The 26,675-nt window shown below is 56.6% G+C and carries 22 protein-coding genes and 1 pseudogene; 21 read left to right on the top strand and 2 right to left on the bottom strand.

What is annotated here, in order from left to right; genetic code table 11:
• Nucleotides 1-3: 3 nt before the first annotated feature.
• From pulA to FGQ86_RS16440, 7 genes and pseudogenes are all read left to right on the top strand, one after another.
• On the top strand, nt 4-1,959 hold the full coding sequence (gene pulA, locus FGQ86_RS08275) for a type I pullulanase (RefSeq protein ID WP_076777980.1): 1,956 nt from the start codon (nt 4-6) through the stop codon (nt 1,957-1,959).
• Between the two features lie 3 nt (nt 1,960-1,962).
• Nucleotides 1,963-3,900 carry an amylo-alpha-1,6-glucosidase gene (locus FGQ86_RS08270; protein ID WP_138303472.1) on the top strand — a complete coding sequence of 646 codons (1,938 nt, stop codon included), beginning with the start codon at nt 1,963-1,965 and terminating at the stop codon, nt 3,898-3,900.
• Between the two features lie 55 nt (nt 3,901-3,955).
• On the top strand, nt 3,956-6,220 hold the full coding sequence (locus FGQ86_RS08265; protein ID WP_347562496.1) for a glycogen/starch/alpha-glucan phosphorylase: 2,265 nt from the start codon (nt 3,956-3,958) through the stop codon (nt 6,218-6,220).
• A 22-nt stretch (nt 6,221-6,242) separates the two neighbouring features.
• A complete protein-coding gene (gene malQ / locus FGQ86_RS08260; protein ID WP_138303468.1) occupies nt 6,243-7,718 on the top strand; it encodes a 4-alpha-glucanotransferase in 1,476 nt (491 codons plus the stop codon).
• A gap of 3 nt (nt 7,719-7,721) precedes the next feature.
• Nucleotides 7,722-9,509, top strand: coding sequence for a glycoside hydrolase family 13 protein (locus tag FGQ86_RS08255; protein WP_138303466.1), 1,788 nt, complete (start codon nt 7,722-7,724; stop codon nt 9,507-9,509).
• A 6-nt stretch (nt 9,510-9,515) separates the two neighbouring features.
• Complete coding sequence (locus FGQ86_RS08250; protein WP_138303464.1) at nt 9,516-11,195, top strand: alpha-glucosidase; 1,680 nt, start codon at nt 9,516-9,518, stop codon at nt 11,193-11,195.
• 240 nt (nt 11,196-11,435) lie between these two features.
• Nucleotides 11,436-11,900, top strand: a pseudogene (locus FGQ86_RS16440) (type III toxin-antitoxin system ToxN/AbiQ family toxin); the annotation flags it as partial.
• A gap of 63 nt (nt 11,901-11,963) precedes the next feature.
• Here the strand turns inward: FGQ86_RS16440 and FGQ86_RS08240 are convergent.
• Nucleotides 11,964-13,298 carry an MATE family efflux transporter gene (locus FGQ86_RS08240; protein WP_138303460.1) on the bottom strand — a complete coding sequence of 445 codons (1,335 nt, stop codon included), beginning with the start codon at nt 13,296-13,298 and terminating at the stop codon, nt 11,964-11,966.
• Nucleotides 13,299-13,472: 174 nt separating this feature from the next.
• A complete protein-coding gene (locus FGQ86_RS08235; RefSeq protein WP_138303458.1) occupies nt 13,473-13,859 on the bottom strand; it encodes an Hsp20 family protein in 387 nt (128 codons plus the stop codon).
• Nucleotides 13,860-14,119: 260 nt separating this feature from the next.
• Between FGQ86_RS08235 and FGQ86_RS08230 the strand changes: the two genes are divergently transcribed.
• The 14 genes from FGQ86_RS08230 (at nt 14,120) to FGQ86_RS08165 (ending at nt 26,658) form a co-directional block, all read left to right on the top strand.
• Nucleotides 14,120-14,629, top strand: a complete 510-nt coding sequence (locus FGQ86_RS08230) for a DedA family protein (RefSeq protein WP_138303456.1) — start codon at nt 14,120-14,122, stop codon at nt 14,627-14,629.
• Nucleotides 14,630-14,644: 15 nt separating this feature from the next.
• Entirely contained in the window at nt 14,645-15,958 is a 1,314-nt protein-coding gene (locus tag FGQ86_RS08225; RefSeq protein WP_138303454.1) for a glycosyltransferase, read from the top strand.
• Nucleotides 15,882-16,604: a DUF374 domain-containing protein gene (locus tag FGQ86_RS08220; RefSeq protein WP_243127199.1), complete on the top strand. Its 723-nt coding sequence runs from the start codon at nt 15,882-15,884 to the stop codon at nt 16,602-16,604. The genes FGQ86_RS08225 and FGQ86_RS08220 overlap by 77 nt, the downstream gene beginning before the upstream one ends.
• Nucleotides 16,570-17,268 carry a response regulator transcription factor gene (locus FGQ86_RS08215; protein ID WP_138303452.1) on the top strand — a complete coding sequence of 233 codons (699 nt, stop codon included), beginning with the start codon at nt 16,570-16,572 and terminating at the stop codon, nt 17,266-17,268. Before FGQ86_RS08220 ends, FGQ86_RS08215 begins: the two co-directional genes overlap by 35 nt.
• Nucleotides 17,240-19,387, top strand: a complete 2,148-nt coding sequence (locus tag FGQ86_RS08210; protein ID WP_243127197.1) for a HAMP domain-containing sensor histidine kinase — start codon at nt 17,240-17,242, stop codon at nt 19,385-19,387. Before FGQ86_RS08215 ends, FGQ86_RS08210 begins: the two co-directional genes overlap by 29 nt.
• A gap of 89 nt (nt 19,388-19,476) precedes the next feature.
• Nucleotides 19,477-20,439: a tRNA-dihydrouridine synthase family protein gene (locus tag FGQ86_RS08205; protein WP_138303450.1), complete on the top strand. Its 963-nt coding sequence runs from the start codon at nt 19,477-19,479 to the stop codon at nt 20,437-20,439.
• A gap of 4 nt (nt 20,440-20,443) precedes the next feature.
• Nucleotides 20,444-20,995 (top strand): A24 family peptidase, encoded by a 552-nt coding sequence (locus tag FGQ86_RS08200; protein ID WP_138303448.1) that lies wholly within the window; start codon nt 20,444-20,446, stop codon nt 20,993-20,995.
• 12 nt (nt 20,996-21,007) lie between these two features.
• Complete coding sequence (locus FGQ86_RS08195; RefSeq protein ID WP_138303446.1) at nt 21,008-21,607, top strand: DUF3841 domain-containing protein; 600 nt, start codon at nt 21,008-21,010, stop codon at nt 21,605-21,607.
• Between the two features lie 43 nt (nt 21,608-21,650).
• Nucleotides 21,651-22,136 (top strand): cytidylate kinase-like family protein, encoded by a 486-nt coding sequence (locus FGQ86_RS08190; RefSeq protein WP_138303444.1) that lies wholly within the window; start codon nt 21,651-21,653, stop codon nt 22,134-22,136.
• Nucleotides 22,137-22,330: 194 nt separating this feature from the next.
• A complete protein-coding gene (locus FGQ86_RS08185) occupies nt 22,331-23,686 on the top strand; it encodes an MATE family efflux transporter (protein ID WP_138303442.1) in 1,356 nt (451 codons plus the stop codon).
• Between the two features lie 107 nt (nt 23,687-23,793).
• Nucleotides 23,794-24,489, top strand: coding sequence for a UMP kinase (gene pyrH, locus FGQ86_RS08180; protein WP_033124426.1), 696 nt, complete (start codon nt 23,794-23,796; stop codon nt 24,487-24,489).
• Nucleotides 24,490-24,516: 27 nt separating this feature from the next.
• Entirely contained in the window at nt 24,517-25,068 is a 552-nt protein-coding gene (gene frr / locus FGQ86_RS08175) for a ribosome recycling factor (RefSeq protein WP_033124425.1), read from the top strand.
• Nucleotides 25,069-25,142: 74 nt separating this feature from the next.
• Nucleotides 25,143-25,868 carry an isoprenyl transferase gene (locus FGQ86_RS08170; protein ID WP_138303440.1) on the top strand — a complete coding sequence of 242 codons (726 nt, stop codon included), beginning with the start codon at nt 25,143-25,145 and terminating at the stop codon, nt 25,866-25,868.
• Nucleotides 25,861-26,658: a phosphatidate cytidylyltransferase gene (locus FGQ86_RS08165; protein WP_138303438.1), complete on the top strand. Its 798-nt coding sequence runs from the start codon at nt 25,861-25,863 to the stop codon at nt 26,656-26,658. The genes FGQ86_RS08170 and FGQ86_RS08165 overlap by 8 nt, the downstream gene beginning before the upstream one ends.
• Nucleotides 26,659-26,675 lie beyond the last annotated feature (17 nt).

Here is a 26,675-nt window from a genome sequence, read left to right as displayed (position 1 = left end):
AGGATGAGAAAGACAGCAAAACAGTGGAAAGACATTTATTCAACACAGGAATTTAAAGAAAAATATGTATGTGAGGGCGCGTCTTTGGGCGCCCTTGTCACACAGAAAGGAACCTCTTTCCGGTTGTGGAGCCCTTTTGCAGACGCCGTTACGCTGAACCTGTACAGGCAGGGGAGCGGGGCGGAGGCTTTTGAAAAGCACTGCATGATAAAGGGGGAAAAGGGGATATGGGAATACCGTACGCAGCGAAATCTACACGAAATCTATTATGATTTTACCCTGCAGATGGAGGGCCGTACGGTTTTTTCTGCTGATCCCTACGCCCGTGCCTGTGGGATCAACGGCCAGCGCAGCATGGCGGTGGATCTTGGGAAGACGGATCCGGAGGGGTGGCAGGAAGACCGGCCGCCCGCCCTGGAGCAGGAGACGGTGATCTATGAGCTTCATGTGAAGGAATTTTCCTGGGACAGATCCGGCGGGTTTCCGGAAGAGACCAGGGGGAAATACACGGCGTTTCTCCACACAGACACAACCCTGGACGGGGACGGCGTGCATCCCACCGGCATTTCCTATCTGAAGGAGCTGGGAGTGAATTACATCCAGCTTATGCCGGTCTACGATTACGGCTCTGTGGATGAGACCGGCAAGGGGGCGGATTTCAACTGGGGCTATGACCCGGTGAACTACAATGTGCCGGAGGGATCCTACTCCACAGACCCCTCCCGGGGAGAGGTGCGCATCCGGGAGCTGAAGGAGATGATCCAGTCCCTCCACGCCCAGGGCTTCCGGATCATCATGGATGTGGTGTACAACCACACCTACTCCCTGGACTCCTGGTTCCAGCGGACCGTGCCCTGGTATTTCTACCGGGTAAACGAGGACGGCACCGCCTCCAACGGCTCCGCCTGCGGCAACGATGTGGCCAGCGAGCGGGAGATGTGCGCAAAATATATTCTGGAGTCCGTCCTCTACTGGGCGCAGGAGTACCATATGGACGGGTTCCGATTTGATCTGATGGGGCTTCTGGATGTGGATCTTATGAACCGGATCCGCGCCGCTCTGGACGAGCGGTATGGCAAGGGAGAGAAGATCCTTTTCGGGGAGCCCTGGGCGGCGGACCGCACGGCCATGGAGCAGGAAAAGGAGCAGGCATTAAAGCAGAACATTCACAATCTGGACAAAAACACAGGGATGTTCTGCGACAATACAAGGGACGCCATCAAGGGATCAGCCCTGGAGCTGAAAGAACCCGGGTTTGTAAACGGAGCTCCGGGCATGGAGACGGAGATCTTAAACAGTGTACGGGCCTGGTGCGGCGGGGACGGACCCTCCGGCGCCAAGGCGCCCTCCCAGATCATCACCTATGTGTCCTCCCACGACAACCAGACACTCTGGGACAAACTTTCCGAGACTACCACGGACGAGGAGCTGAGGAAACGGGAGTACCGGCTGGCTGCAGGGATCTACATGACCTGCCAGGGAAGGCTTTTCCTTCTGTCCGGCGAGGAGTTTGCACGGTCCAAGGACGGTATGGAGGACAGCTACAACGCCCCCATAGAGATCAACCGTCTGGATTGGAGAAAGGCCTGGCGGGAGCGGGAGCTTGTGGACTACTACAGGGGACTGATCGCCCTTAGGAAACGGCTGCCCGGACTGTGCGACAAGAGCCGGGAGGCCTGGAGACGCATATACGGCCAGTGGACCAGGGACGGCGTGGTAGGCTTTTTCGTGGACAACCAGCCCGGGGCAGGACGCCAGAGGGCTGCCTGGGACACCGTCCAGGTGATCTACAACAGCCGGAAGGAGCGGGAGGACTGCCAGCTGCCCGCGGGAGACTGGGAAGTGCTGGCTGACGGACAGGACAGCTTCCGGTGGGAGAAGCCGGAGCCGGCCCGGGGAGAGATCGCAGTGGAGCCGGTGAGCATGGTCATACTTGGAAGAAGGGAACAGGAGAAGTAAGAGATGAAGTGGATATACGGCAGACAGGATTTTAAGACAGTAGAAAGAAGCGAGGAGACCTGCTATCTGATGACAAACGGCCTGGGAGGTTTCTCATCTCTTACGGCAGCCGGGGCGGCGGCCAGAAACGATCACGCGTTTTTCATGGCCTGTGTGAGATCCCCCAACAGCAGGTACAACATCATTCACCGCCTCCGGGAGCAGGTGGGGGACACGGTCCTCTCCACCCAGGAGATGGCGGACGGCTCGGGGGAGGCGGGATACCGGTATCTTTCCTCCTTTACATGGGAGGACACGCCCGTCTGGCATTTCCAGGCAGATGGTGTGGAGATCCGCAAGGAGGCGGCCATGGAGCAGGGGGAGAACACCATTGCCCTGCGCTATGAGATTGCCAACAGGAGCCGGGAGGCCAGAACCTTTCTGGTTACGCCCTTCTACCAGTTCAGCCCCAAGGGGGAGGATCTGGATCCGGGCAGGGAGCCTGCCTTTGCGGATGGGAAAATTACCGGGGAGGCCGGGACGCTGGTTTTCCGGACGAACGGCCATGACAGAAAGATCAGTCCGGAAAAAGAGACATACTATTACCGTTATGACGCCTGCGACGGCAGAAGAGAGAGCGGGTCCGCCGTGGCCCTCCATCAGATGGGAATGACGGTTCCCATGGGGGAGGAGAGAGTCCTGGAGGTGGTCTGGCACCTGGAGACGCCGGGGGAGACATTTGTCTTTCCCGGGGCCCGGGAGGTCGTAGAGCGGGCGAAGCAGTTCCGGCAGGAACTGTCCCGGAAGGCTGGTTTCCAAGACGAAATGGCGGATGTGCTTGTAAAGAGCGCGGCTCAGTTTGTGTCAGAGAGAGCCTCCACAGAGGGAAAGACCATCCTGGCCGGCTTCCCCTTCTTTGAGGACTGGGGGCGGGACACCATGATCGCGCTGCCCGGCGTCTGCCTGTCCACAGGACAGTACGACACGGCAAAGGACATTCTCCGCACATTTGCGGCCTATGAGAAGGACGGTCTTATGCCCAACCTGTTTCCCGAGGGGGAAAATGAGCCCCTGTACAACACGGTGGACGCGGCGCTTCTCTTTATCAACTGCGTCTGGCTTTATTATGAAAAGACGGAGGATGGGGACTTTGTCCGGGAGATGTACCCGGTGATGGAGCGGATCATCGAGGCCTACAGAACAGGTACGGAGTACGGCATCCATATGGACGGGGACGGCCTTATCATGGCAGGACAGGGGCTGGACCAGGTGACATGGATGGACGTGCGCATCGGGGATATCCTTCCCACACCCCGCCACGGGAAACCGGTGGAGATCAACGCGTACTGGTACAATGCCCTGCGGATCATGGAGCATCTGGCCCCCCTGCCGGGAAAAGAGCCGGGGGAATACGACGGGCTGGCAGAGCAGGTGAAGCGTTCCTTCACAGAAAAGTTCTGGATGGAGGAAAAGGGGTGCCTTAAGGATTTGGTGTCCGGAACCGGCGCGGACGGTCAGATCCGGTGCAACCAGATCTGGGCTGTATCCTTCCCCTTTACCATGCTGGATGAGGAGAAGGAGAGAAAGGTGGTGGAGACCGTCTTTGAGAAGCTGTGGACCCCCTGCGGACTCAGAACCCTGGAGAAGGACGATCCCCAGTTCCACCCCTCCTACGGCGGAGAGATGAGGGAGCGGGACATGGCCTACCACCAGGGGACGGTCTGGCCTTTCCCCCTGGGAGCTTACTACCTGGCTTATCTGAAAGTCCACGGTTATTCCCGGGCTGCGAAAGAAAAGGTGAAAGAGCAGATGGAAGGACTGGAGAGCGCCCTGAGAGAGGGATGCGCAGGACAGCTTCCTGAGATCTATGACGGGGCGTTCCCCACGGTTTCCAGAGGGTGTTTCGCCCAGGCCTGGAGTGTGGGAGAACTGATTCGGGTCTATGAAAAACTGGAAAAATAGGGTATGATAATACCGTAGTGTTTATGAAATATCAGATGTGAAAAGGAGAGTATTCATTATGGAACAGGCATTACAGCGTGTATTGCAGGAAAAATTTCAGAAAGATATCAAAGACGCCACAAAGGAGGAGATCTACACAGCCCTTCTCTTTGTGACAAAGGAAAAAATGCAGGGCATGAAGGCCAACACAGGAGACAGGAAATTATATTACATTTCCGCGGAATTTCTGATTGGAAAGCTTCTGTCCAACAATCTGATCAACCTGGGAGTTTTTGAGGAGACAAGGGAGGTGCTGGCAAAATACGGCCACGACCTGACGCAGATCGAGGAGGTGGAGCCGGAGCCGTCTCTTGGAAACGGCGGTCTTGGACGCCTTGCTGCCTGCTTCCTTGACTCCATCGCCACACTGGGACTTTCAGGGGACGGTGTGGGCCTTAATTACCACGACGGACTTTTCCTCCAGAAGTTCTCAGACAACAAGCAGTGGGAGGACAAGAACCCCTGGATCACCGACAACAGCTGGCTGACCCGGACGGACTGCCACTTTGAGGTTCCCTTTAACGGATTTACCCTGACATCCACCATGTACGACATCGATGTGCCGGGGTACAAGAGCGGGTGCAACAAGCTCCACCTCTTTGACCTGGACTCTGTGGACGAGAGCATCATCCACGACGGCATCCAGTTTGATAAGAGCGATATCCAGAAGAACCTGACCCTGTTCCTCTACCCTGACGACAGCGATGAGGCGGGACAGCTGCTGCGCATCTACCAGCAGTATTTCATGGTCAGCAACGCAGCTCAGCTCATCCTGAAGGAGGCCGAGGAGAGAGGCGTGAACCTGTATCACCTCCACGAGCATGTGTGCATCCAGATCAACGACACCCATCCTACCATGGTCATCCCGGAGCTGATCCGTATCCTGACCACACAGAAGGGCTTCAATATGGACACAGCCATTGACGTGGTGAGAAAAACCTGCGCCTACACCAACCACACCATCCTGGCGGAGGCTCTGGAAAAATGGCCCATCTCCTACCTGGAGAAGGTGGTTCCCCAGCTCATGCCCATCATCCGGGAGCTGGACGCAAGGGTGAGAAGAGATTTCCACGATGAGAGAGTGTACATCATCGACAAGATGGACCGGGTACACATGGCCCACATCGACATCCACTACGGCTACGCGGTGAACGGTGTGGCTGCCCTCCACACAGAGATACTGAAGGAGTCCGAGCTGAAGCCTTTCTATGATATTTACCCGGAGAAGTTCAACAACAAGACAAACGGCATCACTTTCCGCCGCTGGCTTCTCCACTGCAACCATGAGCTTGCGGATTATCTGAAAGAGCTTATCGGAGAAGAGTATGTGGAGGACGCTTCCCAGCTTGAGAAACTGCTGGCATACAAGGATGACGAGAAAGTGCTCCAGCGCCTCAGAGAGATCAAGAAAGACGCCAAGGTGGAGCTGAAGAACTATCTGAAGATGACCCAGGATGTGGATGTGGACGAGAATTCCGTATTTGACATCCAGATCAAGCGTCTCCACGAGTACAAGAGACAGCAGATGAACGCCCTCTACGCCATCTACAAATACAAGGAGATCAAGAAGGGCAACCTGCCGGCAAGACCCATCACCATGATCTTCGGCGCCAAGGCTGCTCCGGCCTACACCATTGCAAAGGACATCATCCATCTGATCCTCTGCCTGCAGCAGCTTGTAAACAACGATCCGGATGTCAATAAGTACATGCGCATCGTCATGGTGGAAAACTACAATGTGACAAAGGCTGAGAAGCTGATCCCGGCCTGCGACATTTCCGAGCAGATCTCCCTGGCGTCCAAAGAGGCCTCCGGAACCGGAAACATGAAGTTCATGCTGAACGGAGCCGTGACCCTGGGAACCGAGGACGGTGCAAATGTGGAGATCCACCAGCTTGTGGGGGATGACAACATCTATATCTTCGGTGAGAAGTCCGAGAAGGTCATCCAGCTCTACGCTGACAGCGCCTACAATTCCAGAGCCATCTACGAGAGCGATCCGCAGATCGAGGAGCTGGTGGACTTTATCATCAGCAAGGAGATGATCATGATCGGCGATCCGGTGAACCTGGGAAGACTCTACAAGGAGATCGTGGGCAAAGACTGGTTCATGACCCTTCTGGATGTGAAGGATTACATCCGCACAAAAGAGCAGATGCTCGCAGACTACGAGGATGAGACAGCGTGGGCGAAGAAGATGCTGGTGAACATTGCAAAGGCAGGCTTCTTCTCCTCAGACCGCACCATCGCAGAGTACAACAGAGACATCTGGCATCTGTAAAATAGATAAGAGAGGTATTACCATGAGACAGACAGGCATACTGATGCCCGTGTCCTCCCTCCCCTCCCGGACAGGGATCGGGGAGCTGGGCCCGGCGGCATACAGATGGATTGAGATGATGAAGGAAAGCGGGGCAGGGATCTGGCAGATCCTTCCCCTGAACCCTGTGGGCTACGGCAACTCGCCTTATCAGCCCTACTCATCCTACGCAGGAGATGAGCTGTATATCAGTCTGGATGTGCTTTTCCAGGAAGGACTTCTGAAAGAGCAGCCGGAGGTGTTCCGGGAAAAGGCAGTCCGGGTGGATTACGATGCGGTGCGCGCTTTCAAGCTTCCCTATCTTAAGGAGGCCTGGCAGGCATTCCGGGAGCAGGGGCTGGACCAGAAGGAAGAGTTCCGGACCTTTGCCCGGCAGGAGTGGGCCTGGGAGTACGGCGTGTTCCGCGCCCTTAAGATAAGCAACGGCGGCACATGCTGGAATGAGTGGAAAGAGGAGGATAAAAACTGGACGAAGACCCGCCGGGAGCTGACTGCCCCGGAAAAGGAAGAGGCGGATTTCCAGGTGTTCCTCCAGTATATGTTCTTCTGCCAGTGGATGAAGGTGAAAAAAGCGGCCAACGAAAACGGTATCCGTATCATGGGGGACGTGCCCTTCTACGTGGGCGTGGACTCTGTGGACGTGTGGGGAGGAAAGGACAATTTCCTTCTGGACACGGACGGACGTCCCATCTTCATAGCAGGCGTTCCGCCGGACTATTTCAGCGAGACAGGACAGAGATGGGGCAATCCCATCTACGACTGGGACTACATGAAGGAGCAGAACTATCAGTTCTGGCTGGACCGGATCGGCTACAGCGGAAAGCTTTTTGACATTGTGCGCATCGACCATTTCCGCGCTTTTGACACCTACTGGAAGATCCCGGCCTCCTGCCCCACAGCCGTGGAGGGAGACTGGATCGAGGCGCCCGGCTACGAGGTGCTGGATCTGCTGACGGAGAAGCTGCCCGACGTGGAGCTGGTGGCGGAAGATCTGGGAGATCTGCGTCCGGAGGTTCTGACGCTGAAAGAGCACTACCATTTAAAGGGCATGAAGATCCTTGTCTTCTCCATTGAGACAGGCGGAAAGTACGCCCGTGATATCTCGGAAGACACAGAAAACATGATCATATACACCGGCACCCATGACAATGACACACTTATGGAATGGTACGGGAATTTAAGCCCCGCCGCCAGGCGGAAGGTGCGCCGCTTCCTTAAAAAGGAAGGGTGCAGGGCAGGGTCCGTGAAGGACAGGCTGATCACCTACCTGCTGCACAGCCCGGCCCAGTACGCCATCATCCCCATGCAGGACATTCTGGGACTTGGCCGGGAGGGCCATATGAACACACCGGGAACAGTGGGCTCCCCCAACTGGGAGTGGCATATGCCGGACTTTGACAGAGCCGGACGGGAACTTGCAGGATACAGAAAACAGATCCAGGCCCGGAAAGAGGTATAAAAGATGGAATTTACAGGCGTTTACCACAAAACTTCAGAGCAGATGAGCTATCCTTTAAATGAAGACGAGCTGGTGGTCAACTTAAAGACCGGCTACGACGTGAAGCGGGTGTTCATCCATCACGGAGACCCCTTCGAGGCGGGCATCCTTGGCGGGAAAGAGAAGTGGACCGGGAAGAGGGAGGAGATCGTCTACAAAAAGAGGCTCCGCCATCAGATCTGGTGGACCACCACCCTTGTCCCGCCCTACAAGAGATGCAAGTACTATTTTGAGCTCCACACAGACCGTGAGGTCTGGTACTACTGTGAGGACGGCTTCCTCACCCAGGAGCAGATGGATATGGAGGGCCGGATGATCCAGTGCTTTACCGTACCATGGATGAACCCGGCGGACGTGAACCGGACCCCTGACTGGGTCAACGACACGGTCTGGTACCAGATCTTCCCGGACCGGTTCTGCCGGGCTGTCCCGGAGGGAGAGAGCTCCGGACAGGACGGAGCTGCCCTGGATGGAGATATTGTTCCCTGGCGGAAGGGGCCTGTCACCAATGAGGAGCGGTTCGGCGGCAACCTGGAGGGGATCAGGATCAGACTTCCCTATCTGGCGGACTTAGGTGTCACCGGCATCTATCTGAACCCCATCATGGAGGCTGAGTCCAACCACAAGTACGACACCACCGACTACACGAAGATCGACCCCCACTTCGGGGACAGGGAGACCTTCCACAGGCTGGTGGAGGAGGCCCACACCCTGGGGATCCGGGTCATGGTGGACGCGGTGTTCAACCACTGCGGGCGCAGGTTCGCCCCCTGGCAGGATGTGCTGAAGAACGGGCAGGATTCCCCCTACGCGGACTGGTTCATGGTCCACCAGTGGCCCCTGCCGGATAAGCATGAGGACACAAGGGACGGAAGGTTCTACTCCTTTGCCTTTGCGGACTGGATGCCAAAGATCAACACCAACAACGATGAGGTCATCGATTACTTCTGCGGCGTGTGCGAGGGGTGGATCCGGGATTTTGATATCGATGGCATCCGCTTTGACGTGGGAAATGAGGTGTCCCACCGTTTCCTGAAGAAGATGCGGGAGCATCTGAAGAAGTGCAAGGAGGATATTTACCTTCTGGGGGAGATCTGGCATGACGCCAGCCAGTGGCTGATGGGGGATGAGTACGACTCGGTCATGAACTATCCTCTCATGAGCGGCATCCACGATTTCTTCCTGGATAAGAGCGCAAAGAAGGAGGAGTTCGAGTACATGATCAACCGCTGTTACACTATGTACATGCAGCAGAACAACAACGTCATGTTCAATCTTCTGGACTCCCACGACACGGAGCGGCTCATGAACCGGTTCCACGATCTGGACATCTTTTATCAGCAGCTGGCAATCCTCTTTACCATGCCGGGCAGCCCCTGCATCTACTATGGGACAGAGATCGCCATGGAGGGCGGCCACGACCCGGACTGCAGAAGGTGTATGCCCTGGGATGAGCTGGACAGAGCACAGAACCGGGAGAGGATCGCGGCCATGCGCTCCCTCATCCGCATGAGGAGGCAGGAGGACGCCTGCCGGAGTCTCTATTTTCACTTTCCCCGCGAATATGAAAATGACCGCTGCGTGGAGTACATCAAGCTGGACGGCCAGCAAAATGAGATCGAGGTGCTCTTGAACTGTTCGGACGAGGATATGGAGGTCAGGCCGGAGGGTGAGATCCTCTTCGCCAGAAGATTTGAAGACGGAGTGCTGGAAAGCAAGGGAACGCTGATCCGGCGGAAGGAAAGGAGATGAAAGCGCATGAGTGGCAGAACGACAGAGAGAAAACCGGATAGAAAATGGTGGCAGCAGGCGGTGGTCTATCAGATTTACCCCCGCAGCTTCCAGGACAGCAACGGGGATGGTATCGGGGATATCCAGGGCATCATCAGCCGGCTGGACTATTTAAAAGAGCTTGGTATTGACGCCATCTGGCTCTCGCCTGTGTACAGGTCTCCCCAGGACGACAACGGCTACGACATATCGGACTACCAGGACATTGACCCCATGTTCGGCAGCCTGTCCGACATGGAGGAGCTCATTGCGGAGGCAAAGGAGCGGGGGATCCGCATCATCATGGATCTGGTGCTGAACCACACCTCCGACGAGCACCGCTGGTTCCAGGAGGCGAAAAAGAGCAGGGACAACCCGTACCACGACTACTATGTCTGGCGTGACGGGGTGGAAGGAGAGCTTCCCAATGACATGGAGGCGGCCTTTGGCGGGCCGGCCTGGGAGTGGGTTCCGGAGCTCCAGCAGTATTATTTCCACCAGTTCTCCGTGAAGCAGCCCGATCTTAACTGGGAAAATGAGAAGGTGCGCCGGGAGATCTACGACATGATCCTTTGGTGGATGGACAAGGGCGTGGGCGGCTTCCGCCTGGATGTCATTGACCAGATCGCCAAGGAGCCGGACCGGAGGATCACAGCCAACGGCCCCAGACTCCACGAGTTTATCCGGGAGATGAGCCGGGAGACCTTCCAGAAGGGGGACCTCATCACTGTGGGGGAGGCCTGGGGAGCAGACCCGGAGAGAGCGAAGCTCTACAGCAATCCGGACGGCAGTGAGTTCTCCATGGTGTTCCAGTTCGAGCACATCGGCCTGGACCAGCAGGAGGGGAAGACAAAGTGGGATTTGGCTCCTTTAAGCCTGGTGAAGCTGAAAGAGACGCTGGCAAAATGGCAGGTGGAGCTTGGCGGCAAGGGCTGGAACAGTCTCTTCTGGGACAACCACGACCTGCCAAGGATCGTCTCCAGGTGGGGAGACGACGGGAAGTACCGGACAAGATCCGCCAAGATGCTGGCCTGTGTCCTTCACGGCATGCAGGGCACGCCCTACATTTTCCAGGGGGAGGAGCTGGGCATGACCAATGTCCGCTTCCAGGATATCAGCCACTACAGGGATATCGAGACGCTGCACCTCTATGAGGAGAGGCTGGAGGCAGGCTACGATAGGGACGACGTGATGGCCTCCATCTACGCCAAGAGCCGGGACAACGCCCGCACGCCCATGCAGTGGGACGACAGCAGGTGCGCCGGCTTTACGGCGGGAGAGCCCTGGATCGAGGTGAACCCGAATTACCGGGAGATCAACGCCGCCGCGCAGATGGCGGATCCGGACTCCGTGTTCCGGTTTTATCAGAAGCTGGTTGCTCTGCGAAAGGAGTACCCGGTTTTTGTGGACGGAAGATTTGAGCTCCTCTTCCCGGAGGATGAAAAGATCTTTGCCTACACAAGGACAAGCGGAGATACCCGGCTTCTCGTCCTTGCCAACTTCTCGGGGGAGGACGCCGTCTGTGACCTGCCGAAGGAGTGGGCAGAGGGCCAGGTGCTGATCCACAGCTGCGCCGGGGAAGACAAAGAGGCAGGCGGGCGAAGCGGCTGGAAGCAGGGGAGACTGCAGCCCTACGAGGCGCTGATGGTGCTGTCCGGCAAAGGCTAATAAGAGACATAAAGCGCTTGCTTTTTTGCGCAGGCTAAGCTATACTGGATGTATTCGAAGAGGGTGTATCTCAGCCCCAAGTGAGAAAATTAAGAGTGTCCGCCTTTCCTGGCGGATGAGACACAGAGGAGGCAGCCCAGGCTGCCTCCGGTGTTATCTTTTTATTCGTGAAGATCTTCAAAGTTTCCAAAAGTCATGAGAATTCTAAAGTCTGGAAGTGCGTTCTGACAAGGAGGCGGAATGAGTCATATCAAGTTTTACCACATCAAAGAAGACTATGTGGACTATCTTCTCCCCTGCGCGCCCCATCTTTTTTGCAATCGGCGGGAGGGAGGACGGCAGGAGCGCAAATATATCGGCATCGTGCTGCGCATAGGCTGCATGGATTATTTTGCGCCCCTCTCATCCTTCAAGGCAAAGCACGCGCAGATGAGAGACAGTCTGGATTTTATCAAAGTGAAAAGCTATGCGGTCATCAACCTGAACAATATGTTTCCTGTCCCGGAGGGGCAATACGAGTATGTGGATATTGCCCGGGTGGAGGATGAAAAGTACAGAGATTTGCTGCGGGCAGAGTACAGATACATCAAAAAGATACAGGAAAAGATCCTCCGCAGCGCCCTGCTCCTGTACCGGAAAAAGGTGGGAGGAGAGAAGTCCGCTGTGGCGGCAAGGTGCAGCGATTTCCAAAAGCTGGAGGAGCTGTGCCGCCGGTACCGGCCCGGCGCCAGCACAGAGAAACTCAGTCAGGGCAGCGTGAGCCCGGCGTCAGTCCGAAAGGACGGCCGCCCTCCGGTACACGGCAAAGGCGACCACAGCCGTGATCAGCTCCGTTGCCCAGAAGGCGTGCCACACGCCGGAGGGCCCTATGAGCCTGCTCAGGATAAAGGCGGCCGGGAGGATGACCACAATGTACCGGCACAGGGAGATGATGAGGGAGGGGAAGCCCTTGCCAATGCCCTCCAGGGCCCCTGAGGATGTAACAGACACAGAGGACACGATAAAGCCGGCGCTGATGATGCGGAGGGCAGCAGCTCCCGCCTGGATGGTCTCCGGATTTTCCGTGAAAAGTCCGATCAGGAGGTGGGGCACTGTCAGGCAGACTAGGGTGCCCGCCACCATGATGACGGCGCACATGGCCAGGGTGACCCTGTAAATCTTTCTCACCCGCTCCCGCTCCCCGGCGCCGTAGTTGTAGCCGATGACAGGGCGCATCCCTTGGACGATGCCGCTGGCGGGGAGATAGAGGAAGGTCTGCAGCTTGTAGTAGACGCCCAGGATGACGATATAGCTCTGGGACCAGGCTGCCAGGATGGTGTTGAGTGCGGATATCATGACCGAGGGGAGAGCCAGGTTTAAAGTGGCGGGGATGCCCACCGAGTAGAGCTTTGCGTCCATCTGCCTGTCAGCGGCCAGATAGCGGCGGCTGATCTTCAGGGGAAGGGGAAATCTGCTGTAGACGATGAGGTAGACAGCCAGCGTCAGCACCTGCCCCGCGCCGGTGGCGATGGCGGCCCCCTCTATGCCAAGCTCCGGGAAGGGCCCCAGGCCGAAGATGAGGACCGGGTCCAGGATGATGTTGGCGATGCAGCCGGAGAGCATGCTCAGCATGGTCAGCTTCATCCGGCCGACAGCCTGGAATATCTTCTCAAATGCAAGCCCCACGGAGATGACGATGGAAAAGGAGAAGGCGATCACACTGTAGCGCACGCCCAGGTCTATGACCTGCTGGTCAGAGGTGAACATGCCAAGGAACCAGCGGATAGCCCCGATGCAGGCCAGGGACAGGATGATGCCGTGGATGGCGGACAGAAGGATGCCGTGGGTGGCGGCAGTGCCGGCCCGGTCCTTATTTCCCGCTCCCAGGTGGAAGGCGATCTGGGCGTTGATGCCCACGCCAAAGCCGATGGCCACTGCGTTGATCAGGTTCTGCAGGGGGTAGACAAGGGAGAGGGCCGTCATAGCGTCCTCGCTGATGCGGGCCACGAAAAAGCTGTCCACGATGTTGTAAAGGGAGTTGACCAGCATGGAGATGACCATGGGCAGGGCCATGGACGCGATGAGGGGCAGGATGGGTTTCTCTTTCATAAATGTCTCGTTCATATTTTTTATTCCTTTCTTTCCCGGAGGTCCGGCGGCAGCAAAAAAACCACACATCTGCCAGAGGCAGGTGTGTGGCGAAAAGTGGCTGAGCCAGAAAAATCCACATCAGAATTTTAGCGCTATGTTATTTGCCGCATATCAGCTTTATAACTGTAGCACAGGAAAGGGGTTGTGTCAACAGGCGATAGACAGTGTCAAAGTACCGTTTACAAAAGTGGAGGTGACGTCCTTCTCTGTGACGTCCTCTCCTACATAGAAGCTGCGGGATACGGAGCCCGCGTAGTGCTTGGGACAGGAGTATTTCTCGCCCTTTGCGTCCTCTTTTTTGGCGCTGACTGTTACGTAGCCGTTTTCAACCCTTGTATGAATCTCGTCTTTGTCAAATCCGGGTATTTTCAGGTCCATTTCGCGGGAATTGTCTGTTACGCGGGTATCTCCCTTCATGATCAAGTCCATACCGTATTTTCCGTATTTAAGGGGCGAACCGCTCTCATAGCTGTCGTGAAGAAATCCCATACTGCTGTCAAATGTATCTGTTGTTTCCATGTTTACTATTTTCATAATTGTTGTCTCCTTTCAGCAGCATACATCTGCCTGAATTAGATTGTTATTTTTTAGACAAACTAAAAATATCACCATTCAGTGGAAGTGTCAATATATCCAGGACAAAATCGTGATTATTCAATAATTTCCTTTTTTCAGGCACGGCAAATTGTGAAAATTTATAATACGGATATTCTTTAGAAAATCTTTCGTTTCTTAGCACATGCTCCTTAAGAAATTGTGGGTATCCTAAATACATACAAAGGAGGATGTGTTCTATGGATATCCAGACGCTTACAAACTATTTTCTTGAGTACGGCGCATTTTTCATATTTCTGATCGTTTTTCTGGAATACCTGAACCTGCCCGGCTTCCCGGCCGGCGTGATCATGCCGCTGGCGGGGATCTGGGCCTCCCAGGGGGAGATCAGCTTCCCCATGGTGATGGTTCTGTCCGTGGCTGCGGGGCTGGCGGGAAGCTGGGCTCTCTATCTTCTGGGGAGGACAGGTGGAACCCGGCTGCTGGGCTGGTATTTCAGGAAATTTCCAAAGCAGAAGCCTGTCATAGAGGAAAAGATGCGGTTCCTGCGGGAAAAGGGGTGCGTGGGCGTCTTCGTCAGCAAGCTTTTGCCCATGGTGCGGACCCTGATTTCCATCCCGGCAGGAATGGTGAAGATGAATTTTGTGAAATATACGGTCAGCTCTGTCCTTGGAATCTTTCTGTGGAACCTCCTCTTTGTGGGAGCGGGCTACTTCTTCGGGGAGGCCGCTATCCACATACTGAGCTAGAGGAGGAAATGAGACATGAAGATCGCGATGCTGACAAACAACTACCGGCCCTTTGTGGGAGGTGTGCCTGTCTCCGTGGAAAGACAGGCGGGAGCCCTCCGCGCCCTGGGCCATGAGGTGACTGTGTTTGCTCCGGACTACGGGGAAGAAAAAGGGGAGACAGAGGATCCGGGGGATGCGCTGGAAGCTCAGGAAGAGCATGTGATCCGGTGCGGCTGCTTTAAGAGGAGGATGAAAAACGGCATGGTCTACCCGAAGGTGGCGGCCCGCCAGGTAAGGGAAGCCTTTGAGAGGGAGTCCTTTGACTGTGTTCACGTCCACCAGCCTGTTTTCATGGGAAATACAGCCCTCTGGCTGAAGAGAAGGTACCAGGTGCCTGTGGTCTACACCTGGCATACCAAGTACCAGGATTACCTCCACTATTTTCCCCTGTTCCGGCGGGAGGAGCAGGCGGGCCCCATAAGGCGGCTTCTGATCCGGGCGGGGAGGGATCTGATCCTGCCGGCCTACATGCGGTGGTTCACGGGGAAATGCGACCTGGTGCTGGCGCCATCCGAAGGGATGAAAAGACAGATTTTGGAGACGGGCGTGAGAACCCCTGTGGAGGTGCTCCCCACCGGCCTTGGGGAGGAATTTTTTGAGACAGACGAAAGGCGGGCAGAGAAGATCAGGGAGAAATACCTGCAGGGCAGGAGGTATCTGTTCTGTACCGTGTCCAGACTGGAAAGAGAGAAGAACATTCCCTTTCTCCTGGAGGGGATGCGCAGGCTGAAGGAGGAGGACATGGAGCCCTTCCGTCTCCTGGTCATAGGGAAGGGGACCCAGAGGGCTTCCCTTGAGGAGCTCGCCCGGAAAATGGGGCTGGAGGATGAGGTCACATTTACCGGAAATATCCCCAACCAGGAGCTGAAGCACTACCTGGCTGCCAGCGACCTGTTCCTCTTTGCCTCCAGGTCGGAGACCCAGGGCATCGTCATCCAGGAGGCTTTGGCCTGCGGATGCCCGGTGGTGGCTGTGAGGGCTACCGGGGTGGAGGACGCGGTGGAGGACGGAAGGAACGGCTATCTGGCGCCGGAGGATGTGGACGCCTGGTGCCTGAAGGTGTGGAAGGCGCTGGAGGGGCCGGCTGTGAAGGAAATGCGCGCCCGGGCCCGGGCCAGCGTCCGGGGCTGCAGAAGCGTCCTTCTGGCCATGCGGGCGGAGCGGATGTACGAAGGATGCCTGGAGAAGAGGCGAAAGGAGGCGGCAGGCTGTGCGGACAGATATGCGTATGAACATGGGGAGGAGTCTTCTCCAGTCTCTTTTCCTCACCTATTTAAGAGTACTTAGGAGGACCATCCGGATGGAGTGGGCGGAGGACGAGATTGGCCCCGGACGCCAGATCTTCGGGTTCTGGCATGAGGACAGCTTCTGCATGAACCTGGTGCTGGAGCAGGTGGCCGGGAGGACAAAGCCGGTCCACGTCATTGTCACAGCGGACACGAGAGGAGACTACATTGAAAGGATGGTGGAGAGCTGCGGCGGGCATGCCCTGCGGGTGGCCGACGGCCGGGCCTCCTTTGGAAAGCTGAAGGAGATACTGGAGGAGCTTCGGGGGAGGGACACCTCCCTGGCCGTGGCTCTGGACGGCCCGCTGGGCCCCCGCCATGAGCCGAAAGGGCTGGCGTTTTACTTCGCGGAGCTTTTGGGGGCGGAGTTTACGGGCTTTACCCTCCGCTACTCCGCCTGTATCCGGCTCTGGAGGCGATGGGACAAGTACGCCATCCCTCTGCCCTTCTCAAAGGTGACTGTGCGGGCCCACGGCTACGGCAGGGTCACAAGGAAGAACATGCCTGCCCTCCCGGCGGCGCCGCGGGACAAAAATCCGGACTTTCTGTCCGGTGAGGGAAGTAGTATACTTGGAGGAGAAAAGCAAAAGATACAGACAGCAGGAGGAAATTATGGAAATCAATCATATCTTGATCGTGGAAGATGACAAGGAAATCCGTGAGGGGGTGGAGATCTACCTGAAAAGTCAGGGATATAAGGTATTCCAGGCCCGGGACGGGGTGGAAGGGCTGGAGATCCTGGACAGGGAGGAGATCCATCTGGCCATTGTGGACATCATGATGCCGAGGATGGATGGCATCCAGATGACTCTGAAGCTGCGGGAGAAATATGATTTCCCTGTCATCATGCTCTCGGCCAAGTCCGAGGAGGTGGACAAGATCACCGGCCTGAACCTGGGGGCCGACGACTACGTGACCAAGCCTTTCACGCCCATGGAGCTGATGGCCAGGGTCAACTCCCAGCTGCGGCGATACCGGAAGTTCCTGGAAAAGCTGGAGGTGAAGGGAAACGTGCACGTCATCGGCGGGCTGGAGATCAATGAGGATACGGTGGAAGTGTCGGTGGACGAAAGTCCCGTGAAGCTGACGCCCCTGGAGTATAAAATCCTGCTCCTCCTGGCCAAAAATCCGGGCCGGGTCTTCTCGGCGGACGAGATTTACGAGAGGGTGTGGCAGGAGAGGGCTATAAACACGGACACGGTCATGGTCCACGTGCGCAATATCCGGGAGAAGATTGAGCTGGACCCGAAAAATCCGAAATATTTAAAGGTGGTGTGGGGTGTTGGATATAAGATCGAAAAACAGGACTAAGATACTCCGGGCGCTGGCCGGGGCCGTGCTCTGCCTGTGCGCGGCTGCAATGCTGCTGTTCTATCCCGCCTTTGAGGAGGCGGGGCAGGAGGCCACGGAGGATCTGTACGAGGGACCGGCTAATCTTTCCGATATGCTGTCGCCCCTCCTGCAGGGCAACTATGTGCTCTACAATGAGATCGCAAAGAACATGGATGAGTCCCAGCTGCGGGAGGAGATGGACACGTCTGATTTTAGAAGGCTGGAAAAATACATGGACTACTGCCTCTGTGACGACGGCGGTGAGGCTCTCCTTGAGAGCAGCGCGGGGGCTTCCGAAAAGCTGGACGCCTACGGGAGCGCCGGATACGCCATCCGGGTCAGCTTTTCCTTTGACAGTGAAGGGGGGCTTGGAAATGTCCAGGTGGGCAGCAGCTATCTGGACAGGGACGTGCAGTACCAGATAGAGGAGTCCCTCCTCTCAGGATGGGAGGCTCTGGAGCGGGAGTGGCAGATGCAGGAGAGATGGCCCATGTCCCTCCCGGCGGATGTGACGGCAGTGTACGGCATGACCATGGACAATGTAAAGTCCTGCCTGTCCACCTCCATGGCGGCGGATGCCTACGGGGGCGCCTATTTGTACGCCTGCTGGATCCTGGACAGCTCTGCTTTCATATGGGTCATGCTGTTCCTGACCGTGCTGTCCGGCGGGGCGGGCATCCTGTACAGGATATTGGAGAGGGAGAAGGAGGAGGCCATCTTCCGGGCGCCCCTTGAGCTGGTGGCCGGGGCGGCCATCCTGCTGGCCTGCGCCATGATCTGGCCGGCTATCATGATCTGGAAGACATGCACCGGAAGGCTGCTGGCAGCGTCCGGCTCCTCCGATGCGGACCGGGCTCTGAACTTTGGGGTCAACTTCCTTGTGTGGCTCCTGATCTTTTCCATCCTGTTCTGGATCGGCGGATGCCTGTGGGATTTCCTGCGGTCGCCGGCAGCCTGCCTGCGGGAGCGCAGTCTCCTGGTGCGGGGGGTATGCAGGCTCTTTGACAGCGGCAGGGGCGTGACGGACACAGTGAGGGAGAGGACCAGGGGAGCCGGCCGAACAATGAAAAAGGCGGTGAGGACCCAGTACGACGCCCTTCTCCACCTGGATTTCCGGGACAGGACGAACCGGCTCATACTGAAGATCGTGCTCCTGAATTTTATCGCCATCCTGCTCATCAGCTTCCTGTGGTACTATGATGTGTGGGCGCTGGTCATCTACTCCATAGTCCTGTTCCTGTTCCTGCGCAGGTATCTGAACCGGGTGCAGAGGCAGTACAGGCAGATCTTAAAGATCACCAGCACCCTGGCGGAGGGAAGGCTGGACGTCCCCATTGAGGGGGACGCGGGCATTTTCACGCCGGTGCAGGAGGAGCTGGTGAAGATACAGGCCGGCTTCCGGAAGGCGGTGGAGAGGGAAGTGAAGAGCGAGCGGATGAAGACAGACCTGATCACCAACGTGTCCCACGACCTGAAGACGCCCCTGACCGCCATCATCACCTATGTGGACCTCCTGAAGAACGAGGAGGACGAAGAGAAGAGGCGGGAGTACATCGGCATACTGGAGCGGAAGTCCCAGAGACTGAAGGTGCTGATCGAGGACCTCTTTGAGATCAGCAAGGCCACCAGCAAAAATGTCACTATACACTTTATGGATCTGGACATCATCGGGCTTTTAAAGCAGGTGGAGCTAGAGTACGACAGGGACATCAAAGCCGCGGGCCTGGATATCCGCTGGAGCCTGCCGGGAGAGAAGGTGGTTCTAAGATTGGACAGCCAGAAGGCCTACCGTGTCTTTGAAAACCTGATCGTCAACATCACAAAATACGCCCTCCCCCACACGAGAGTCTTCATTGATGTGGAGGAGACGGACAGGGAGGCGGTGGTCCGCATAAAAAATGTGTCGGCGGCGGAGCTTACATTTGACACCGAGGAGATCACGGATCGCTTTGTGAGAGGAGACGCCTCCAGAAATACAGAGGGATCCGGCCTGGGCCTTGCCATAGCCAGGAGCTTTACGGAGCTGATGCACGGCACCCTCCAGGTGTCTACAGAGGCGGATCTCTTCCGGGTGGAAATCCGCTTTCCAAAGCCGTAGTCAAAGCCGTCATAGCCAAAGCCGGCGTAGACTTTTTCCAAAAACCGTGCTAGAGTAGTAGGACAAAGTGACGTGAAAGAGGACAGAAGATGGAATACTATTTTGCACCCATGGAGGGAATTACCGGCTACATACACAGGAACGTGCACCACAGCCTGTTTCCCGGCATATCCAAATATTTTACAGCATTCATCGCACCGGGGCAGAAGGGAAAGTTCAGCGCCAGGGAGAAAAATGACATACTCCCTGCCCATAACCAGGGCATTTGCACGGTGCCTCAGCTTCTCACAAACAATCCGCGGGATTTCATTACCACAGCGGCGAAGCTGGGGGAGCTGGGCTACAGGGAAATCAATCTGAACCTGGGATGCCCCTCCAGGACTGTCGTGACCAAGTACAGGGGCTCCGGCTTTCTGGCGAAACCAAGGGAGCTGGACCGGTTTTTCGAGGAGGTCTTCTCTGCCTGCAAAAGAGGGGGAGAGGGACCTCTGGGGGATATGGAAATCTCGGTGAAGACAAGGCTGGGGGTGGAGGAGCCGGAGGAGTTCTTCCGGCTCCTTGACATCTACAACCGGTATCCCCTGAAGGAGCTCATCATCCACCCCAGAACCCAGCAGGATTTCTACAGCGGCTCCGTCCACATGGATTTTTTTGCCTACGGGGCAGAGCACAGCCTGAATCCGGTCTGCTACAACGGGGATATCCGGTCAGAGGAGGATATGAGAGCTCTGACAGAGCGCTTCCCAAAGCTGGACCGGGTGATGATCGGCAGAGGACTTCTTGTCAATCCGGCCCTCCATCTGCTGCTGCAGGGAGGGAAGATGCCGGACAAGGAGGCCCTCCGTACATTTCATGACCGGATCTACCAGTGGTACCGGGAGGAGATGCCGGGGATAAGGCCGGTGCTCTTTAAGATGAAGGAGCTGTGGACCTATATGGGGCAGCTTTTCCAGGACGCCGGAAAGCCTCTGAAAAAAATCCGCAAGGCGGAGAAGCCGGCGGCCTACGAGGCGGCGGTGGAGGAGCTGTTCAGGGAGTATCATACCGTGTAAACATATGCGTTTTTTTCATGTGACGAGACTTGCGGATGCAGGTGCGTGCCCTGCCCTTAGAGGTGCGTGCCTCTGTGCGTTCCTCCTTCTTTTGGCCTGGGCGGCCGGGGAGGACTTAAGGCGCCGCAGGATACCTGACGGGGCGGTGGTCTGCATCCTGGGGCTCGGCCTTTTGTGCTGGATCCTGGGCGTGGCCCCCTGGGGATGGGAGCTGAGGGGGATGAATGGGACGGAGGGACTGGATCTGGCGGACAGGCTGGGTGGATTTCTCTGTGTCAGCCTCCCGCTGACGGTAGTCTGCTGCCTTGCCCCCGGGGCATTCGGGGGCGGCGATATCAAGCTTGCCGGGGCAGGCGGTTTTGTCCTTGGGTGGAGGGCCATGCTGGCTGCGGGAGCTTTGGCCTTTCTGGCAGCTGGGGCAGTGACGGCGGCCCTGCTTCTGGCCGGAAGGGCGTCCAGGAGGGACGCGGTCCCCTTTGGCCCGTTTCTCTGCCTTGGTATGGCAGCGGCTTTCTTCGGGGGAGAGGCGCTGGCGCTCTGGTATGCGGGAAAGTAGGAGGAGACAGACATGGAACAAGACAGGAGAGAGACAGTGCGCCTCTATACGAGGCAGAACGACAAGACGCTGTACCAGCTTGAGAGGGACGGCAGGATCATCAACCAGAGGGCTTACGTGGAGCTCCATTTCGGGGATATAGCACCCCTCTTTCTGGAGAGCTACGACTGGTTTACGAGAAAGGCTTCCGCCAGAGTAAAAAAGCCTGCGGACGTGCAGGCGCCTATCTGGTGCTCCATCAGCAGGGAGAACTGTCTGCGGCCGGTACCGGGAACCGTCGTGTACGTGCTGGAGGTGCCGAAGGATCAGGTCATCTACTTTGACGATGAGAAGTGGGACTATGTTCTGAACAGGATCTATCTCCCGAAGGACAGGGAGGACCGGGAGCAGTACAGGCGGCACCTTCGGGAGCTGGGGGTGGTCAACGGATTTGAGTTCTTCCAGGGGCGGTACAAGGGGATGTACCCTGAGGAGGAGCGGCGCATCAGGGAGAGCTGGGAGAGGATCTTTGACATAGACAGGTGGACCATCTTCAATGTGTGCGGAAATATATGGGAAATCCGCGAAGAGTGGGTTCTTCGGATTGTACATCCGGGTGAAGATGTGGTATAATAATTGCGCGGCACAAAAACCGGACTACAAAGGAGGAATTGGTATGAAATTAGTGATAACCATGAGCAGGCGTTACGGCACAGGAGCCAGCAGGATCGCCCAGGAACTCTCCGAGAGACTTGACATTCCAGTGTATGACAAGGTGAATGTGGAGGAGGAGATGAGCAGCCATACCTATGATTCCGAAGTAGAGGTCATCAAAAAGCTGGCGGAAAAGCCCTGCATCATCCTGGGAAGGTGCGCCTCCGAGATCCTCAAGGACAGACGCAATGTCTTCAATATCTACGTGTGCGCGGACAAGGAAGACCGGATCAAGAGGATCATGGGAAAGGAAGGCTTAAGCCGCGAGGAGGCGGAGAAGAAGATCGAGAAGACGGACAAGGAGAGGGCGGAGTACTATTACGAGCACACCGGGAAGGCGTGGGGGGATGTGAACAACTACCACATGATCCTCAACACATCGGACCTGGGCGTAGAGAACTGCGCGGACATCCTGATGAAGTATTTTGAGAGAAAAGAATACATCTAAAGCACAACTGAGAAAAGCACGGAAAAGAGCGGCGGACAAACGGATCTGCCGCTTCTTTTTTGCAATGGCCACCGCAGCCGTAAAGAGAAAGGAAAATTCTTGTTATTTTTGCCGGAAGAGTCTTGCGTTTTCCCTGCGCCTTCTATATAATGGAGCTCGTTTGCGCATAAAAGAGGACGAAGGAGGAAGACTGGATGGAAACAGATATGACAGTGGGAAGCCCGGCTCGGGTGATCCTGAACTTTACACTTCCTATTTTCATAGGAAATATATTTCAGCAGCTCTACAATATGGCCGATGCGGTGATCGTGGGCAAATTCGTGGGACCTAACGCCCTGGCGGCGGTGGGCTCCTGCGGCACGCTGATGTTCCTGATCATCGGCTTTCTTCAGGGCCTGACGGCGGGCTTTACGGTGATCACAGCCCAGCACTTCGGGGCCGGGAACATGAAGGCCATGCGCCAGTCCGTGGCGTCAGCCTATATTTTGTCGGCTGTTGTCTCTGTCATCATGACGGTGCTGAGCATGTCCATGATGAAGCAGATCCTGGGGTGGATGAACACGCCGCCGGAGATCTACAGCGAGGCCTACGGCTACATCATGGTCATCTGTGCGGGGATCGTGGCTCAGGTGCTCTACAACCTTCTGGCCAGCATCCTGCGGGCCCTGGGAAACAGCAAGGTGCCCCTCTACTTCCTGATCCTGGCGGCCTTCCTAAATGTAGTGCTGGACCTGGTGTTCATCATCGTGTTCCACATGGGAGCCGCGGGAGCCGCCTACGCCACCGTCATCTCCCAGGGCGTGTCGGGGGCTGCCTGTCTCATATACATTTTCAAAAAGGTGCCGGATCTGCACCTGAAAAAGGAGGACTGGCGGCTGCACCGGGATCTGTCCCTGTGGCAGATCAAGATCGGTCTTCCCATGGCTCTCCAGTACTCTATCACAGCCATCGGCACCATCATGGTGCAGGCGGCTCTCAACACGCTGGGAGCCCTGTCCGTGGCCAGCTTTGCGGCGGCCAGCAAGATCGAGCAGGTGGTGAGCCAGGCTTACGTGGCCCTTGGCACCACCATGGCCACCTACTGTGCCCAGAATATGGGGGCAGGCAGATGGGACCGGCTGAAGAAGGGCTTTTCCTCCGCCACGGTGATCGGAAGCATCTACGCTGTCCTGGCGGGAGGCGCCATTTTCCTGGGAGGGAAATATCTGGTGGTCCTCTTCGTGTCTGAACAGGTGGGGCAGATCATGGGGCTGGCGGACATCTATCTGAAATGCGCCGGAGCCATGTTCATCCCCCTGGCAGTGGTAAACATCTACCGGAACGGTATCCAGGGGATGGGCTATGCCCTCCTTCCCATGATGGCGGGCGTGGCGGAGCTCATCGGCAGAGGCGCTGTGGCGCTTATATCATCCCGTCAGGGAAGCTACCTTGGCACCTGCATGGCAAGCCCCGCGGCCTGGATCCTGGCGGGGGCTCTCCTGCTGGCAATGTACTTTGGCATTATGGGAACCCGGGCCCCGGGAGAGGGCGCAGCGCCCGGAAAAAAGTAAGTTCCCTTTTTGGGCAACCTATGCTATACTTTAATTTAGGTATGCACAGAAGGAGAAATACCAGCTGTGCAGCAGGAGTACAACAGTAAGACAAGGAGCAAAACTTTATGAAAAGAGTGTTGTTAAAGCTGAGCGGAGAGGCGCTGGCAGGCGAGAAGAAGACCGGATTTGACGAGGACACCTGCATCGGCGTCGCCAAACAGGTAAAGCAGATCGTGGACGAGGGATACCAGGTGGCAATCGTGACCGGAGGCGGAAACTTCTGGCGGGGAAGGACCAGCGAGACCATCGACCGGACAAAGGCGGATCAGATCGGCATGCTGGCCACTGTCATGAACTGTATCTATGTGTCTGATATCTTCCGGCATGTGGGCATGAAGACAGAGGTGTTCACACCCTTTGTGTGCGGCGCCTTCACCACCCTCTTCTCCAAGGACAAGGCTGTGGAAGCGCTGGAGCAGGGCAAGGTCGTATTCTTCGCGGGAGGAACAGGACACCCCTATTTCTCCACAGACACAGGGGCAGTGCTTCGGGCTATCGAGATCGAGGCTGACGCCATGCTGCTGGCAAAGGCCATTGACGGCATCTATGACAGCGACCCGAAGGTGAATCCGGAGGCTGTGAAATACGACGAGATCTCCATCCAGGAGATCATTGACAAGAAGCTGATGGCAGTGGATCTGACCGCGTCCATCATGTGTCTGGAGAACAGGATGCCTATGCTGGTGTTCGGGCTGAACGAAGAGAACAGCATTGTGGAGACATTATCTGGAACATTTACCGGCACAAAGGTGACCGTGTAGTATAAAGTCATAAGGGAGGAAACCATCATGAATGAAAGACTGAAACCATACGAGGACAAGATGAAGAAGACGCTGGCGAACCTGGAGGGAGAGCTGGTGACGATAAGGGCAGGACGGGCGAACCCCAACGTGCTCAACAAGATCACCGTGGACTACTACGGAACTCCCACACCGATCCAGCAGGTGGCCAATGTGTCTGTGCCGGAGGCACGGATGATCCAGATCCAGCCCTGGGAGAAGAGCATGCTGAAGGTCATCGAGAAGGCCATCAACATGTCCGACCTGGGCATCAACCCCACAAACGACGGCTCCTGCGTGCGCCTTATATTTCCGGAGCTGACGGAGGAGCGCAGAAAAGAGCTGGTGAAGGACGTGAAGAAAAAAGGCGAGCAGGCCAAGGTGGCTGTCCGCAATATCCGCCGGGATGGAAATGACGCTTTCAAGAAGCTAAAGGGAAGCGACGTGTCAGAGGATGAGATCAAGGATCTGGAAGACGATCTGCAGAAGCTGACAGACAAATATATCAAAGAAGTGGATAAAGCGGTGGAGAGCAAGTCAAAAGAGGTTATGACGGTTTAGTCAGAAAAAACTGAGAGAAAAGACGGGGGACGGGACATCATGTGCCCGTCCCTCTTGTGAAGGGAGACAATGCGATGAATGTACCAAGGCATGTGGCGATCATCCTGGACGGAAACGGACGTTGGGCCAGGGCCAAGGGGATGCCCCGCAATTACGGCCACGCCCAGGGAAGCAAAAATGTGGAGAGGATCTGTGAGGAGGCCTGGAGAATGGGCATCAAGTATCTGACTGTGTACGCCTTCTCCACAGAGAACTGGAGCCGCCCCAAGGATGAAGTGGACGCCCTCATGAAGCTTCTTCGCAACTACATGAAGACCTGTCTGAAGACGGCGGCGAAAAATGATATGAAGGTCCGGGTCATCGGCGACAAGACCCGGCTGGATGAGGACATCCGCAGCCGGATCGCCGAGCTTGAGGAGGCCACGAAGAACAATGGCGGCCTGAATTTCCAGATCGCCCTCAATTACGGCAGCCGGGACGAGATCGTCCGGGCGGTGCGAAAGATAGCGCGGGACGCGAAGGATGGGAAGCTGGAGCCGGAGAGTATCACCCCGGAGGTCATCTCCTCCTATCTGGACACCCATGACATTCCGGATCCGGATCTTCTCATCCGCACAAGCGGGGAGGAGAGGCTGTCCAACTTCCTTCTGTGGCAGCTCGCCTATTCAGAGTTCTATTTCACAGATGTGCGCTGGCCTGATTTTACAAAGGAAGAGCTCATGAAGGCCATCGAGCAGTACAACAGCCGGGACCGGCGGTACGGCGGAGTGGAGAAGAAGGAGGACGGAGAACATGTTTAAGACAAGGCTTTTGAGCGGTATCGTGCTGGTGATCATCCTCATCGCCACGGTGGGATACGGCGGCAATCTTCTCTTCGGCGTGCTGGCGGTGATCAGCCTTATCGGTATGGGCGAGCTCTACAAGGTGGTGGATGTGCAGAGGAAGGCCCTCGGTGTCACTGGCTATCTGGGGGCCCTGGTCTACTACGCGCTCCTGTACACAGACCGGATGGAGTGGATGACCGCGTTCACCATCCTGTTCCTTGTGGTGGTCATGGCGGTGTACGTGTTCACCTTCCCGGCCTTCCGGACAGAGCAGGTGATGGTGACCTTTTTCGGCCTCTTCTATGTGGCCGTCATGCTGTCCTACGTGTATCAGACGAGGATGCTGCCCGACGGCGGAGTGGCTGTCTGGCTCATTTTCCTGAGCTCCTGGGGGTGTGATACCTGTGCCTACTGCGTGGGCATGCTCATCGGAAAGCACAAGATGGCGCCCCGCTTAAGCCCGAAGAAATCCGTGGAGGGCGGCGTGGGAGGCGTCCTGGGCGCGGCGCTTTTGGGCGCCCTCTTCTCCCTGGCCATGAACCAGTGGGGCGGAGCGGACGTGGATCCTCTGTTCTACGCGGTGATCTGCGGCGTGGGAGGCGCTATCTCCCAGATCGGCGACCTGGCGGCCTCAGCCATCAAGAGAAACCACGATGTGAAGGACTACGGGAAGCTGATCCCGGGTCACGGCGGCATACTGGACCGGTTTGACAGCGTGATCTTTACAGCTCCTGTCATCTATTATCTGGCTTGGCTGATCGGATAAGAGAGCAGGGCACCTCT

The organism is Clostridium sp. BSD2780061688st1 H5 (assembly GCF_005845155.1).
GTDB lineage: Bacteria > Bacillota > Clostridia > Lachnospirales > Lachnospiraceae > Claveliimonas > Claveliimonas intestinigallinarum.
This window is presented reverse-complemented; position numbering and strand designations above follow the sequence as displayed.